General features: G+C 68.4%; 16 protein-coding genes. 9 read left to right on the top strand and 7 right to left on the bottom strand.

From position 1 onward, the window contains the following. Positions 1–118: 118 nt before the first annotated feature. Positions 119–340, top strand: coding sequence for a hypothetical protein (locus BJ970_RS25045; RefSeq protein ID WP_184728463.1), 222 nt, complete (start codon positions 119–121; stop codon positions 338–340). A 156-nt stretch (positions 341–496) separates the two neighbouring features. Here BJ970_RS25045 and BJ970_RS25040 read toward each other — a convergent pair whose 3' ends face one another. Together BJ970_RS25040 and BJ970_RS25035 are read right to left on the bottom strand one after the other, a co-directional pair. Next, positions 497–1,984: a bifunctional aminoglycoside phosphotransferase/ATP-binding protein gene (locus BJ970_RS25040; RefSeq protein ID WP_184728462.1), complete on the bottom strand. Its 1,488-nt coding sequence runs from the start codon at positions 1,982–1,984 to the stop codon at positions 497–499. 35 nt (positions 1,985–2,019) lie between these two features. Further along, positions 2,020–2,871 (bottom strand): universal stress protein, encoded by an 852-nt coding sequence (locus BJ970_RS25035; protein WP_184728461.1) that lies wholly within the window; start codon positions 2,869–2,871, stop codon positions 2,020–2,022. 147 nt (positions 2,872–3,018) lie between these two features. On the opposite strand from BJ970_RS25035, the gene BJ970_RS25030 reads away from it, so the two are divergent. Next, entirely contained in the window at positions 3,019–3,246 is a 228-nt protein-coding gene (locus tag BJ970_RS25030; RefSeq protein ID WP_184728460.1) for a DUF1918 domain-containing protein, read from the top strand. Between the two features lie 7 nt (positions 3,247–3,253). Then, positions 3,254–5,506: a phosphoenolpyruvate synthase gene (ppsA, locus tag BJ970_RS25025; RefSeq protein ID WP_184728459.1), complete on the top strand. Its 2,253-nt coding sequence runs from the start codon at positions 3,254–3,256 to the stop codon at positions 5,504–5,506. A 1-nt stretch (position 5,507) separates the two neighbouring features. Here ppsA and BJ970_RS25020 read toward each other — a convergent pair whose 3' ends face one another. Continuing rightward, complete coding sequence (locus tag BJ970_RS25020; protein ID WP_184728458.1) at positions 5,508–6,500, bottom strand: Acg family FMN-binding oxidoreductase; 993 nt, start codon at positions 6,498–6,500, stop codon at positions 5,508–5,510. A gap of 149 nt (positions 6,501–6,649) precedes the next feature. Here BJ970_RS25020 and BJ970_RS25015 point away from each other — a divergent pair, with 149 nt between their 5' ends. Together BJ970_RS25015 and BJ970_RS25010 are read left to right on the top strand one after the other, a co-directional pair. Next, on the top strand, positions 6,650–7,060 hold the full coding sequence (locus BJ970_RS25015; RefSeq protein ID WP_184728457.1) for an Hsp20/alpha crystallin family protein: 411 nt from the start codon (positions 6,650–6,652) through the stop codon (positions 7,058–7,060). Positions 7,061–7,115: 55 nt separating this feature from the next. Further along, positions 7,116–7,955, top strand: coding sequence for a universal stress protein (locus BJ970_RS25010; RefSeq protein ID WP_184728456.1), 840 nt, complete (start codon positions 7,116–7,118; stop codon positions 7,953–7,955). Between the two features lie 22 nt (positions 7,956–7,977). Here BJ970_RS25010 and BJ970_RS25005 read toward each other — a convergent pair whose 3' ends face one another. Together BJ970_RS25005 and BJ970_RS25000 are read right to left on the bottom strand one after the other, a co-directional pair. Then, entirely contained in the window at positions 7,978–8,424 is a 447-nt protein-coding gene (locus BJ970_RS25005; RefSeq protein ID WP_184728455.1) for a universal stress protein, read from the bottom strand. 117 nt (positions 8,425–8,541) lie between these two features. Beyond that, positions 8,542–8,994 (bottom strand): universal stress protein, encoded by a 453-nt coding sequence (locus BJ970_RS25000; RefSeq protein ID WP_184728454.1) that lies wholly within the window; start codon positions 8,992–8,994, stop codon positions 8,542–8,544. 194 nt (positions 8,995–9,188) lie between these two features. Between BJ970_RS25000 and BJ970_RS24995 the strand changes: the two genes are divergently transcribed. From BJ970_RS24995 to otsB, 4 genes are all read left to right on the top strand, one after another. Next, positions 9,189–9,656, top strand: a complete 468-nt coding sequence (locus tag BJ970_RS24995; RefSeq protein ID WP_184728453.1) for an OsmC family protein — start codon at positions 9,189–9,191, stop codon at positions 9,654–9,656. Between the two features lie 130 nt (positions 9,657–9,786). Then, a complete protein-coding gene (locus tag BJ970_RS39040) occupies positions 9,787–9,912 on the top strand; it encodes a hypothetical protein (protein ID WP_281399487.1) in 126 nt (41 codons plus the stop codon). Between the two features lie 9 nt (positions 9,913–9,921). Further along, positions 9,922–11,193, top strand: coding sequence for an MgtC/SapB family protein (locus tag BJ970_RS24990; protein ID WP_184728452.1), 1,272 nt, complete (start codon positions 9,922–9,924; stop codon positions 11,191–11,193). Positions 11,194–11,310: 117 nt separating this feature from the next. Next, on the top strand, positions 11,311–12,876 hold the full coding sequence (gene otsB / locus BJ970_RS24985; protein ID WP_184728451.1) for a trehalose-phosphatase: 1,566 nt from the start codon (positions 11,311–11,313) through the stop codon (positions 12,874–12,876). On the opposite strand, the gene BJ970_RS24980 is transcribed toward otsB, so the two are convergent. Together BJ970_RS24980 and efeU are read right to left on the bottom strand one after the other, a co-directional pair. After that, positions 12,871–13,284 (bottom strand): cupredoxin domain-containing protein, encoded by a 414-nt coding sequence (locus tag BJ970_RS24980; protein WP_184728450.1) that lies wholly within the window; start codon positions 13,282–13,284, stop codon positions 12,871–12,873. The genes otsB and BJ970_RS24980 overlap by 6 nt on opposite strands. Further along, a complete protein-coding gene (gene efeU, locus BJ970_RS24975) occupies positions 13,281–14,126 on the bottom strand; it encodes an iron uptake transporter permease EfeU (protein ID WP_184728449.1) in 846 nt (281 codons plus the stop codon). The genes BJ970_RS24980 and efeU overlap by 4 nt, the downstream gene beginning before the upstream one ends. Positions 14,127–14,165: the final 39 nt, after the last annotated feature.

Here is a 14,165-nt window from a genome sequence, read left to right as displayed (position 1 = left end):
CCCGGTGGAGGCTGCGGCTGGGCCAGGCGGGGCCAGATGGCTGGTTCGGCGGATTAGAATCCGCTGTCCGCGCCGGGTTTCACGACCGGGAGCTGATCCGGCTCGCTCTGGGAGTGAAGTGCTTGATACGGAAGAGAATTCGAGTGTCGGTATTTCGTCTTTGTCCGCCAACGCCTGGGATCTCTACGCCTCAACAGCATCGGAAACGCACGATCGCTATCGCGGCCTGGAGGCCCGGATCGCGGCTGAGCGGCCCGACATCGTCGCGATCCAGCGGCGGACGACCAAAACCCGGCTGACGTGGAGCAGGCGCTCAGCGTCGACCTCGCAGAATGGCTAGCGGAACTGCCGCTGATCGAAGGATGGTTCACCACCATCGCGGCGACAAGCTCCCCACCGAACTCCGGGACGAACTCGACAACCTGCGCAATCGCCTCACCAACACCTGACACCCGCAAGCCCCCGGTGCCCGTCCCTCCCACACGGGCACCGGTCCTTACCTGAAGCTGCGTTCGATGGGCTCCCAAGCTGTCGCGATCGCGGTGTCGGGGCGGCCCGAGGTGTCGATGTGGGTGGCTTCGGGCCAGGAGGCGAAGTGGCGGTTCATCTGGGCAGCGATCTCCACAGTCGCGTCCGAGGCGTCACCGACTCGCGCGGTGATGCGGGGTTCGGCGATCTCGGTCGGTGTCACGCAGCACAGTTCGGTCAGCACCGCGAAGGTTTCCCGGGCCACCGCCCTGGCCGGCTCGCGCTCCTCGGAGCTGCTCCAACTCGCGTCCAGCACGACGCTTTCCCCATGGGAGAGCAAAGTTCGCGCGCGGTCGAGCATCTCCTGATAGGTGTTGTGGACGTTCCCGCTGTCGTACAGGCCGCGGCCATAGCCTGCGTGTGCGGCGAGCCCGGCGGTGCCGGGTAGTTCCCGACGAATCTGGTCCGTGCGCAGCAGGACTGCCCCCATTCGGTCGGCCAGCGCTCCGGCGACGGTCGTCTTCCCTGTGCCCGGCAGCCCGCCCACCAGGACCAGCCGGATCTGCGCGGCGCGCAGATGCCGGTGTGTCAATATGGTCAACCGCTGGGCGTCCGAGGCGGCCTCCGCCACGCCTTGTGCGTGCCGGAGGCACGCGACCTTGGCGCGGACGAATGCCCGGTAGGCCACGTAATGGTGGGCCAGAGATGTGGTGCTACGGGCGGCGGAGAACTCGCGGTACCAAGCCAGAAAATCCTGCGCCAGGCCGGGGGCGCCGAGGCGTTCGAGGTCCATGGCAAGGAATGCCGCGTCGTCGAGGCCATCGACGTAGCGCAGCGCGTCGTCGAATTCCAGGCAGTCCAGCACCCGTGGACCGTCGGGCAGGCAGAAGATGTCCTCGGCGAGCAGATCCGCGTGGCCGTCCACAATGCATCCCCGGCGAACGCGTTCCTCCAAGAGCGGTGCGCGCCCGTCGAGGTACTGGAGCGTCAGTTCAACGATCTCGTCGAACAGAGTGCGATCGATGACGGCGCCGACGAACTCTTCGGCTCCAGCGAAGTTGTCGACCCACCGCTTGCGCAGCGCCGCCGAGCTCCCCGCGGCATCGATCTCCGGTCCGCGTCGTGCGGTGCTGTGGAACGAAGCAAGCATGCGTGCCAGCTTCTCCACATCGGCGTGCACGTCCACGCCTTGCGTGACCAGCGTCGACAACCGCCGCGAGGCGGGCATTCGGCGCATCACCACCAGCCAGTCGCAGGTCTTGCCATGGCCGTCGAGGACCTGAGCGACGTCGAGGTAGACGTCGGGCGCGAGTCGGCGGTTCAGTTCCAGCTCACGCCGACAGGCCCGTTCCCGCGCGGCCACCGTGCTGAAGTCGAGGAAGCCGAGATCGACCGGCTTCTTGAGCTTGTAGGCGTGATCGCCGATGAACACCACCACCGCGCAGTGGCTCTGGGCGATGCCGACGCTGTTCGGTGCGACGAAACGCGCCGGGGAGGTTCCGGGCCTGGTCACCATTCTGCGTCCCCCGCATAGTCGATCGTCCACACTGGTTAGAGCCCGGCTGTCCGGGCGATGAGCACCGGGCACGGGGCTGTGTGCAGCAGGGCGCGGCTGGTCGAGCCCAGCAGCATTCCGCTCATGCCGCCCCGGCCTCGGCTTCCTACGACGATCAGCTGCGCGTGCTTGGCGTGCTCGACCAGGTAGCGCACCGGCCGGTCCCGTTCCACCACGCGCAGCACCTCGACGTCCGGGTACTTCTCCTGCCAGCCGGCCAAGCGCTCGGCGAGCACCGCGCGCTCGGTCTCGTCGATCTCCGCCCACTCCCGGTCGTCGTCGATGGCGAACCAGGGCTCGACCGCCACGTCGATCCAGACGTGCACGGCCACCAACGGAACGCGGCGGGCGGATGCCTCATCGAAAGCGACGGCCGCGGCGGCCTCCCCCACACGGGATCCGTCGACGCCGACGATGACCGGACTCGCTTCAGCCGGTTCGGGCACACGGCCGCGCACCACCACGACCGGGCACTTCGCATGTATGGCGACCGTCTCGGCGGTGGAGCCGACCGGCAGGCCGGTGCGCTCACCGAGGCCCCGGATCCCCACCACCATCCGGCGAGCCTGGGCGGATTCCTCCACGAGAACGGCGTACGGGATACCCGCACGGAGCTCCGAGGTCGTCTCAACGCCTGGAGCGGTATCAGTGGCGACCTGAGCTGCGGCCGACAACCAGCCGTCTCGGTCACTCCTGTTCACCTCTCGCGCGGTATCCGGAGCAGGTTTCGGTCCAACGGAGATCAACCGCAGCGGGACGCGGTGCAGCACCGCATCGCGTGCCGCCCACCGCACCGCGTCCAGCGCCGACTCCGACCCATCGACGCCGACGACGTTGGGCTTGCGCATATTCGCCTCCTCCCCGGCTCGACCGTACGACCGCACAGGCACCGCACAACTCGATCGAGTGGCCGCATTGGAGTCCTTCGGCTCTCGTCACCACCGGCTCGCGGACACGAGACTCGAAGCGGATGCATCTGAAGAGGGAGCAGCATCATGCGCGCGGAAGTGGGTGAATGGCTGATCGCCGAACCGGTCCACCTGGATGGTCATCGCCGCAAGGGAAAGATCATCGAGGTGCACGGCCCGGATGGCGAGCCGCCCTACCTGGTGCACTGGCTCGACGACGGCCGCGTGACCCTGTTCTTCCCCGGACCGGACACCCACCTCGAGCGGCTTCTTCCCCAGCATTTGAAGGTGAACGTTCCCGCCGTGTCCCGGTGAGATCGCGATGCCGTGGATTCGATGGTTCTCCGAGCTCAGCCTTGCCGAAGTGCCCGTGGCAGGCGGCAAGGGGGCCAATCTTGGGGAGTTGACCGGTGCGGGTCTTCCGGTGCCCCCGGGGTTTGTTGTGACCGCCGATGCCTACCGCGTCTGCATGTCGCAGGCAGGTGTGGAGCCCGAACTCGACCGTGTGCTGGACGAGGCCGTCCGGGTCGCCGATGACCAAGACCGACTCGCCGAGACCTGTGCTCGGTTGCAGCGGTTGGTGCATCAAGCGGGGCTGGCATCCGCGGTGCATGCCGCGCTGCTCGAGGCCTACGAGGAGCTCGAAGGCGACCCGCGGGTGGCGGTGCGCTCGTCGGCCACGGCTGAGGATGCGCCGGACATCTCGTTCGCCGGTGTCAACGAGAGCTTCACCAACGTCGTCGGCGCCGAGGAGTTGGCCGCCCGAGTGGTGGACTGCTGGGCGTCGCTGTTCAGCCCGCGGGCTATCGTCTACCGGACGGCGCAAGGGGTGCGCGAGACCCCGGCGATGGCAGTGATCGTGCAGCAAATGGTCGACGCGGACCGTTCCGGCGTGGCCTTCACCGCCAACCCTGCCACCGGAGCGCGTGACGAAATGCTGGTCGAGGCCGGATTCGGCCTCGGCGAATCCGTCGTCGGCGGCACCGTGGAACCCGACACCTACACGATCCGGAAAGCCGATTCCCGCCTCACACACGTAGCTGTCGGGCGCAAGACCCACAAGATCGTCCGCGACGCCAACGGGCGGCAGGCCCGCGTCGAGGTGAGCCCGACCGAGACCGATCAACGAGTGCTCGGCGATATCGAGTTGCGCGACCTGGCTCGGCTGCTGGTCGGGGTGGAGCAGCACTACGGCAGCCCGCAGGATGTGGAATGGGCGATCGCCGACGGCACGTGGTGGCTGGTGCAATCCCGCCCGGTCACCACCCTCGACCGGCGCCTCAAGACGGGCGCGATCCTCGTTTCCGGCCTCGGCGCCTCGTTCGGCACCGCATCGGGTGCGGTCCGGGTCATGCAGTCCCCGGCGGAGGCGGGGGCCTTGCAGACGGGTGAAGTGCTGGTCGCGCCGATGACCGCACCGGACTGGCTTCCCGCGATCCGCAAGGCGGCCGCGTTGGTCACCGACAGTGGCGGCATGACCTGCCACGCCGCTATCGTCGCCCGCGAGCTCGGGCTGCCGTGCGTGGTGGGTACCCGCACCGCTACCACGACGTTGCGTGACGGCATGCAGGTCACCGTTGACGGTGCGAACGGCACCGTGATCGAAGGCAGTATCAGCGAGATCCACCGGCCCGCCCACGTAGCCGAACCTCCGGCAGCCGGGGTGCAGCCGTTGGCCACGCGGATCTACGTCAACCTGGCCATGTCCGACCAGGCCGAACACGCTGCGGCCCTGCCGGTCGATGGCGTGGGGCTGCTGCGCGCGGAGTTCCTGCTCACCGACGCGCTCGGCGGTGAGCATCCCGGCCGCATCCTCGCCCGCGGCGACGAGGAGAAGGCGATCAACGCGATGGTGGCAGCGCTGTCCACAATCACCAGTGCTTTCGCCCCACGGCCGGTCATCTACCGCGCGGCGGACTTCCGCAGCAACGAATTCCGGCACCTCACCGGTGGGGAGGACTTCGAACCGGTCGAGGACAACCCGATGATCGGATATCGCGGCTGCTACCGCTACGTCCGCGACCCGTCACTGTTCCGGATGGAACTCGAAGCATTGGCACGGGTCCGGGAGCAGACACCCAACCTGCACCTGATGATCCCGTTCGTGCGCACCCGCTGGGAACTCCAGCAATGCCTGGCCGAAGTCGACCGCAGCCGGCTCGCCGACTCCCGCGGCCTGCACCGCTGGGTCATGGCCGAAGTCCCGTCGGTGCAGTACTGGCTTCCCGAGTACGCGCGTCTGGGCATCGACGGTGTGTCCATCGGCAGCAACGACCTCACCCAGCTCGTCCTCGGCGTCGACCGCGACTCCGAGCTGTGCGCACCGCTGTTCGACGAATCCGACCCCGCGGTGCTGGACGCCATAGGCAATATCATCGGCTCCGCTCGCCGGGCGGGGATCACCTCGTCGCTGTGCGGTCAGGCGCCCTCCAATAATCCGGAGTTCGCCGAACACCTCGTTCGGCTGGGCATCACGTCGATCTCGGTCAACCCCGACGCCGTGCCCGCCGTGCGGCAGGCCGTCGACGTCGCCGAGCGCAAGATCCTCCTGGAAGCGGCCAGGACCCGGACCTGAGTCATTCCTTCGGGAACAACGGTTCGACGAACTCCGACACCGGGCGGCGAGGCGTGAGCGGTCCGGGGAACTCGCGCGTCACCGGCCACCCGATCCGGATCGCCATCTGCGGATAGCCGCTGCCGCCGAGAATCTGTTCCCGGACCAGGTTGCGGGACTCGGCGACCTCGGCGATCTGGCTCAACGGGCAGGTCGCCAGCCCCTGCTCCGTCGCGCTGAGCAGCACCGCGCTCAGGGCCTCCCCCGTGGCCAGCCAGCTGTCGTAGGTGTCGCCGCGGGTCGACAGCACTGCGAGCACCGCGCCGTCGTCCAGGATCGGCACCGCCAGCTCTCCTTCGGCGGCCAGCGCGAAGTCCCGCTCGGGCATGCCGCGCAGGTGTTCGGCCGGGATGCTGCGGACCGGGACACCTTCCGGGGAGGCGTGTCGGCCCGCCCAAGCAGCAAGCTCCTCCCGATACTCGGGCCGTTGACGTTCCTCCGATCCGGCGTGTTCGATCGCCAGTTCCAGCTCCCGGCGTTCCCGGTCTTCCAGGGCGAAGGTGAGCGTGCAATCCTCCACCCGCGCGACCTCCCGCAACGGCGCGAGAACCTCCTGCGGCACCGGGTCGGTCAGAAACGGTCGCCGGTCGCTGCGCCGGTCCGCCGCCGCAGCCGCCAACGTCTCAACGTGCGGATCGACCTCGGTGAGCTCGCGAAACTCGATCGACGCCAGGTGCTCCGGTTGCGCCGGGTTCGGCAACCAATGCACCCGGGCCTGCCACCCCTCGCCGGCGAACGCGATCCGTGCGTGGTTCAGCACCGCGCCGCAACTGATCACCATCTCCCGCCCGGTCGGATCGATAACCCCCAACAGCCGGGAACGGTCAAGGTAGAGGTGCACCGAATGCTCGGCCAGCTTCCACCGCCACGGCTGGCTGTTGTGCACCGACGGCGCCCGGCAGGCCAAGGCCAGCGCCGAACGCATCGTCTCCTGCGACGGGACCGATCTGCCCATCACGACACCCCCGCACCACCGGTTTCACGCCCAACACCGCCCGGGTACCCGCGACGCATCCGGCAGGAACGGGGCCGGTCGGCACTATTCCTCGCCACGCGCATGCCGGACCCTCAAGCACGCTCCAACCAGTCCTTATGGAGGACACCATGACCCACCACTTGCTGCCCCGCCCGAGCATGGGCCTGCCCGACATCTTCCAGATGTTCGAAACCGAATGGCCTTTCGGTGAACGGCACGCGATGCGGGTGGAGACCTACGCCGAGAAGGACGAGTTCGTCATCCGCTGCGAACTGCCCGGGGTGGACCCCGACAAGGACATCCACATCAACGTCGAAGGCAACCAGCTCAAGATCAACGCCGAACGCAAGCACGAAGAACGCACCGACCGGCACAGCGAGTTCTTCTACGGCTCGTTCAGCCGCACCCTGCTGCTGCCGACCAGCTGCAACACCGACGACATCAACGCCGAGTACGAAGCCGGCATCCTCACCATCCGCATCCCACGACGTGAAGTCGAGATGCGGAAGGAAATCCCGGTGGCGCGCAAGGGAAAGTGAGCCGAGCGTCGACGGCTGGTCAGTCGGTGCGGGATAGGGCTTCGATTGGGGAGCCATGACGGAATCGTCTCGCCTCGCGGTGGTAGGAGTCGACGGCTCGCCAGAGTCGACGTTGGCTGCCTCGTGGGCAGCCGCAGACGCGCGACACCGACTCCTACCGCTGCATCTCGTGCTCGTCAACGACGACCCAGCGCGGTCCGAATGGGCTGACGCGACCGTGCGCGAGCTCGGGGCGCGCTGCCGTGCGGAGGCACCGCACGTTGCCGTGACCGAGGAAGTCACCTCGGGCCACCCTGCCGAGGTCCTGATCGGTCGCTCCACCCGGGCGAGCGTGATCGTCGTTGGTTCACGCGGGCTCGGCGGCTTCACCGGCGCGCTGCTGGGCTCGGTGAGCACCGCCGTGGCCATGCACAGTTCCTGCCCCGTCGTGGTCGTCCGCGCGAGAGCTGGGGTCACCGGCCCCGTTGTCGTCGGCTTGGATACCTCACCGCTGAGTCGCGTCGTGCTGGAGTTCGCCCTCGAAGCCGCCGCCGTCCGCGGCCTCGATCTGCTGGCGATGCAACTCTGGCAGCAGCCCGAACACGACGACGTCTTCGCGACACCAATACCACTGCCCAGCCCGGCCGAACTTCAGCAGCGAATGCAACGTCGCCTCGCCGAGCAGGTGGCCGGGTACAGCGACAAATACCCCGATGTCCGGATTCAGAAGATAGCCCAACGCGGTCACCCCGTCTCCGCTCTCACCCGCGCATCCCACGACGCCGAGCTCGTTGTGGTCGGTCATCGAGGTCGCGGTGGATACAGCGGCATGCTCCTCGGTTCCGTCGCGGCCGGAGTGCTGCACCACGCCCACTGCCCAGTGGCTGTCGTGCGTGTCAACGGAGAACGGGACTGAACACATCATTGCCACGGTCCGGTCATCCAGCGGCGGGACGAACAACGACGACCGGACAATGCGCATGGGTCACGCAGTGCAGACTCACCGAGCCCAGCAACGCCCCCACGAATCCACCGTGTCCGCGGCTTCCCACCACCAGCAGATCTGCATCCTGCGCGCAGTCCAACAACGCCCGCACGGCGTGACCGCGAGCCACCTCCTGGCGGACTGGCACCGACGTCTCCAGCGACGCCCGGGTTTCGTCGACTGCCTTCCGCAGCTCCCACTCCGCCCTCGCAACCGAGTCCTCGTCCGACAACACTGGCGGCATCGGCGCGACCTCAGTAAAGGTCGGCGGCGACCACGCGATCACCGCGGTGACCGCACCGCCGCACTGCTCGGCGTACCGCAGCGCCCACCGCAGCGCGGCTCGCGAGCCCGGTGAGCCGTCCACTCCCACCACGATCCGCAGTTCGTTCTCGCTCATGACACTCCCAACGGCCCACAGCTCGACCAGTCGAAGCCGATGTACGCCGCGTCGAGACCGGAGGCCAGCCCAGGTCTGGTCGAAGTCGTTGACGAAGGCCCCTATGAGGACCGCGTTCTAGGTTTGACTGCCCCATCCAGCGGCGCAGCGGACGACGACGACCGGGCACGGCGCGTGGTGGACGCAGTGCTGGCTCACCGACCCCAGGAGAGCCTCGACGAACCCGCCGTGCCCGCGGTGTCCGACCACCAGCAGGTCCGCTTCCTGCGCCTCGTCCAGCAGTGCCCTCGCGGCGTGGTCGCGGACGACTCGTTGCTCCACGGGAGCCCGCGTCCCCAGCAAAACGCGGGTCTCTTCAACCGCCTTCCGCAACTCGCGTTCCGCTTGGGCGGCTACATCGTCCTCGGACATCGGCAGCACCACATCGATAAGGGCCGGAATTCCGCACGCGATCAGGGCAACGATGTGGCCGTTGCTGTGCTCGGCGTACCGTAGCGCCCACCGCAGCGCCGCGCGGGAGCCGGGCGAACCGTCCACGCCCACCACGATCCGCGGCTTGTTCTCGGCCATGACTCCCCCGGTATCCAGGTCAATGATCGACGCCCGCAGTGGCAATAACGCCGGGTGTACTCGCCATGACCCGAGATCGCATGCCGACGCCGACGAGCCCCCGTTGGAGTCGCTGACGAAGTCCTCTAGGGACGAGACCTGGTCGCGATAACGCTGGTGAGGACACGGGACCTGCAACGCGGCGAGGTGGAGCGATGGCAGAGCAGGAAGAGGTCACGGTGACCCTGTCGCTGCAGGAGGGCTACCAATTCCTCGTCGATTTCCACCAACCGGGAGTGCCCCCTCTGGTCGTGGACGAGCCGGAACCGCTTGGCGCCGAAGCGGGCCCCAATGCCGCGCGGCTGCTCGGCGCCGCCATCGCCAACTGCCTGTCCGCGAGTGCGTTGTTCTGCCTGCGCAAAGCGCGGATCACGGTGTACGGCATGAGCACGTCGGCTGATGTCTCCTTCGCCCGGGACGAGCGTGGGCATCTGCGACTGGGCGGTATCACCGTGCACATCCACCCCGAGGTCGCCGAAGATGATGTCGGCCGGATGCACCGATGCGTCGACCTGTTCGAGGACTACTGCGCTGTGACCCAAAGCGTTCGATCGGGCCTGAACGTTTCCGTCGAGGTCGAACCCGTGCCGGTCCTGGCGGATGGAGCGACCCCGGCCTCCTGACCGTCCGGCCGTACGCTTCCCGCCACTGCATCGGTGTGTGATGCGGTCAATGATGCTCTTCACTGGGACCTGTACCGCTAAGGAGCAGCGATGTCGCAATCTCTTGCCCGCGGCACCAACGGGTTCGGCCATGGCTGATTTCGGCCCCAAGGTCGGCTCGGGCGCAGCGCTGTTGCCCCGCGGGGACCGGCGGGCACCCAACGACGCCACCGACCTCGCGCGGCTCGACGAGCTGGAACGCGACGTCCCCGACTGAGGCGACCCGGTGGACACCACGACCGCGCTCGTGCACTTCGCCACCGCCCTGGCGATCGGGCTGCTGCTGGGTTTGGAGCGCGAGCACAGCACTGCCGGGCAGCCGTTGCGCCCGGCCGGTTCCCGGACGTTCTCCTTGCTCGGCGTCGCAGGGGCGATCTCCGCGGCGCTCGGCCCGGCCGTGCTGATCGTCACGATCAGCGCCGCCAGCGTGCTGGTCATCGTCTGGTACGTGCTCACCGCCCAGGCGTCCGCCGAGGCGGACATCGGGGCGACCACCGAGGTCGCCGCGATCGCCACCGTGCTCCTCGGGGCGCTGGCGTGGACGCAGCCGACCTGGGCGGTGCCCATCGCGGTCGCCGTCGTGGCGCTGCTCGCCGCGAAACGACCGCTGCACCGCTTCGCGACCCGCCTGGTCACCGACGACGACATCGCCGACGCCATCCGGCTGTTCGTCGTCGCTTTCGTGATCTACCCCCTGCTCCCGGACCGGCCACTGGGCCCCTACGGGGTCCTCAACCCGTCCCGGATCTGGTTGCTGGTCATCGCCATCACCGTCATCGGCTGGGCCGGGTACGTGGCCGTGCGTGCACTGGGCGAACGCCATGGACTGCTGATCGTCGGATTTCTGGGCGGATTCGTGTCCGCCTCGGCGACCACCGTCGTGCTCGCCCGCCGGACCGGCCGCAGCGTGCAGGCGGTGGTGCTGCCCGCAGTACTCGCCGCGAGCGTGGCCACCCTGGTGCAGCTCATCGCACTCACCGCCGTCGCCAGCCCACCGGTCGCCGTCCGGCTGGTTCCGGCCTCGGTCGCCGGCGCGGTCGTGCTGCTGGTTGAGGCCGGGTGGCTCACCTGGCGAGCGGGGCGTGCCGGTGAAGGCCAAGATTCATCGGGCCCGACAAACACCGGTGCCGCGCCGTCGGCGTTCCAGCGACCGCTATCGCTGCGGGTCACGCTGTCACTGACCCTGTTGCTGGTGTTGCTCCTGCTGGCCACCCGGGCAGCTGCAGCCCTGCTCGGCGAGCAGGGTGTGCTCGCCGCGGCCTTCGTGGGCGGACTCGCCGATGCCCACACCTCAGCAGTCGCGGCTGCCTCACTGGCCGAAACCGTCGTCCCCACCAGCGTCGCCGTGCTCGGGGTTGGGGCAGCCTTGCTCAGCAACACCCTGATCAAACTCGTACTCGCCGCCGCAGCCGGCGGACTGCGGTTCGCACTGCGCCTGGCAGCCCTGCTGGTGCTGCCTGCCACCGCAGTCGCCGTGGGGATCGCACTCGCCCTGTGAAACCAACACCGAGTCGGCTCTTCCGCGCTGCGCGCCCCGCACCCGACACGCCTCGCCGGTGGATTCCTACGACGGTGGGTACTCCACGAACACATCGCGGCCAGGCAGGGAGTCACCGTGGCTACCACCAGCATCGATCCATGTCGCCACCGTGCAGTGCTGTTCGACATGGACGGTGTGCTCACCGACACCGCCAAGGTGCACGCCGCCGCGTGGGCACGGCTGTTCGACCTCTATCTGGCGGATCGCCCACCCCCGGCACGGGAAGATCACCGTTCGTTCACCGACGCCGATTACCTCCGGCACGTCGACGGCAAACCCCGTGTCAACGGGGTGCTCGACTTCCTGTGCTCCCGTGGCATCGACCTGCCACGTGGTGCCCCGGACGACGAGGCCGGGATCGAGACCGGTCACGGCCTGGGCAAGCTCAAGGACCGCTACTTCCGCGAAGCCCTCGCCACCGGTGGAGTCGAGGTGTTCGACGACGCGGTCACCCTGATCGAATCGCTGCGCCGTCACCACATTCACACCGCAGTGATCTCCGCCAGTCGGAACTGCGCCCTCGTGCTCGAACAAGCCGGGATAGCCGACCTGTTCGACATCCGGGTGGACGGCGTCCTCGCCGAGGAACTCGGGCTGCCCGGCAAGCCCGATCCCGCGGTCTTCCTGGAGGCGGCACGCCAGCTCGACACCCCGCCCTCGGCGGGTGTCGTCGTCGAAGACGCGCAGTCCGGGGTGCACGCCGCCAGAGCAGGAGGTTTCGCCCTCGTCGTCGGCGTGGCCCGCACCGGACCACCGGGCCGGTTGCTGGACGCCGGGGCCGACGCGGTGGTGTCCACGCTCACCGACGTCGCCGTCGCGGAATCCGCCGAGCGCCGTCTGTCCGAGGTCCCCGACGGACTCGAGCATTGGGACGAGATCGCAGACCGCCTGCGGGGCCACCGGCCGGTGCTGCTGCTGGACTTCGACGGCACGCTCGCCCCGATCCGCAACGACCCCGCCAAAGTCACGATGCCGGTCCGCACCCGTGAAGTCCTGCAGAGACTCGCGCGGCACTGCCCAGTGGCGATCATCAGCGGCCGAGACCTGCACGACGTGCGCCGCCGGGTCCGCCTCGACGGCCTGTGGTACGCGGGCAGCCACGGGTTCGAACTCGCAGGCCCCGGCGACGAATCGATCGCACAAGACGCCGCCGAATCGGCACTACCCGATCTCGACGAGGCCGAACGACTCCTGACGATCGAACTGGACCCAATAGCCGGTGTGCTGGTCGACCGCAAGCGATTCGCCCTCGCCGTGCACTACCGCAACGTCCGCCCGGACGACGTCGACCACGTGATCTGGACTGTGCGCCGGATCGGTGACTGGCTGCCTGCGCTCCGGATCGCGCACGGCCGACGCGTGGTGGAGTTGCTGCCGAACATCGACTGGAACAAAGGCCGGGCACTGCGCTGGCTGCTGGACAAGACGGGGCTCGCAGCCACCGATGTCACCCCCGTCTTCGCCGGTGACGACTACACCGACGAAGACGCCCTCCACGAGATCCACGACGACGGCATCGGCATCGTGGTCCGCAGCGCCGAACACGGCGACCGCCTGACCTGGGCCCACTACTCGGTCGAGGATCCCCGCTCGCTGAGCGCGCTGCTTACCCGCATCGCGTCCGCAGTAGATGCCTCATGAGTCCGCGGCCCGCGGTTGTCGCACGGTGATCACCTGTTCGACGGCGCGGTGACGGCGAACTTCGCGGATGCTCTCGCCCTGCATTCCAGGTTTGCACGCGGTGGTGTACTTGCCGCTCTGCGGCACCTCGACGACGAGCTGCCGGGTCAGGCCGGGGCCGATGTTCTCGACCTCGCTGATCACCCGGTCGCCCTCGCCGTAGAGGTAGAACTCGGTGACCTGGCTACCGACATTGGTGACGTCGAAACGGATCGTGCCGGCAGGCGCGGAGGTCGCCGACAGCGCGCAGCTGTTGTCCCCGGCCTGCACGATGATCGCGCCCGGTGCGTTGCCGGCGGGTTGCCCGCCGCAGCCAGCGAGCAGGACGGCGCAGAACACGGGAACCAGGGTGCGGGCGATGATCGTCATGTGGCCTCCCCTGTGCGGGCGCGGGCGGGCCGGATGGCGCCGCGGCGCGGACGGAGAAACAGCGAGAGCACGACCACGACGTAGCCGACCCACGCGATCGCTTCGAGCACGGTGGTCTGCGGCGAGAAGTTGAAGATCCCCTTCAGCAGCGCGCCGTACCAGGACGTCGGCGGCACGCTTGCGCTCACGTCGAAGGCGAGGGCGTGCAGGCCGGGCAGCAGCGCGGCCTCCTGCAGATCGTGCACCCCATAGGCCAAAACCCCGGCCGCGACGAAGACCAGCAGCACACCGGTGACGGTGAAGAACTTCGACAGGTTGATCCGGATCGCCCCGACGTAGAGCAGAAAGCCCAGCATGATCGAGATCGCGATGCCGATCAGGAAGCCGACCAGCGGCAGCACCGTGCCGCCGCCGGCGGATCGCACGCTGGAGAAGAAGAACACCGCGGTCTCCAGCCCTTCCCGCCCAACCGCGAGGAACGCCACGGTGATCACCGCGACAGGCCCCAGCCGAAGTGCTTCGTCGAGCTGCCCGCGCAGTTGCGCGGCTAGGGTGCGTCCGGCGCGGCGCATCCAGAAGATCATGGTGGTCACAAAGGCGACCGCGACGATCGAGGCAATGCCACCGAAGGCCTCCTGCGCCTCGAAACTCAGCGTCGCCGCCGTGTAGGTCAGCACTGCGCCCACGGCCACCGACAGGGCCACCGCGACGCCGACCCCGGCCCACACCAGCGGCAACGCGCGACGGCGCTCGGTGCGGACCAGGAATGCGATCAGAATGCTGACCACGAGAACGGCCTCCAGACCTTCCCGCAGCCCGATCAGCGCGTTGCTGGTCAGCATGCGCACGCTCCTTGCCCGTGGCCCGAGAGACACCACAAG

The organism is Saccharopolyspora phatthalungensis (assembly GCF_014203395.1).
Taxonomy (GTDB): domain Bacteria; phylum Actinomycetota; class Actinomycetes; order Mycobacteriales; family Pseudonocardiaceae; genus Saccharopolyspora; species Saccharopolyspora phatthalungensis.
The sequence above is the reverse complement of the archived record's forward strand: the minus strand, read 5'-3'. Positions and strand labels throughout refer to the sequence as shown.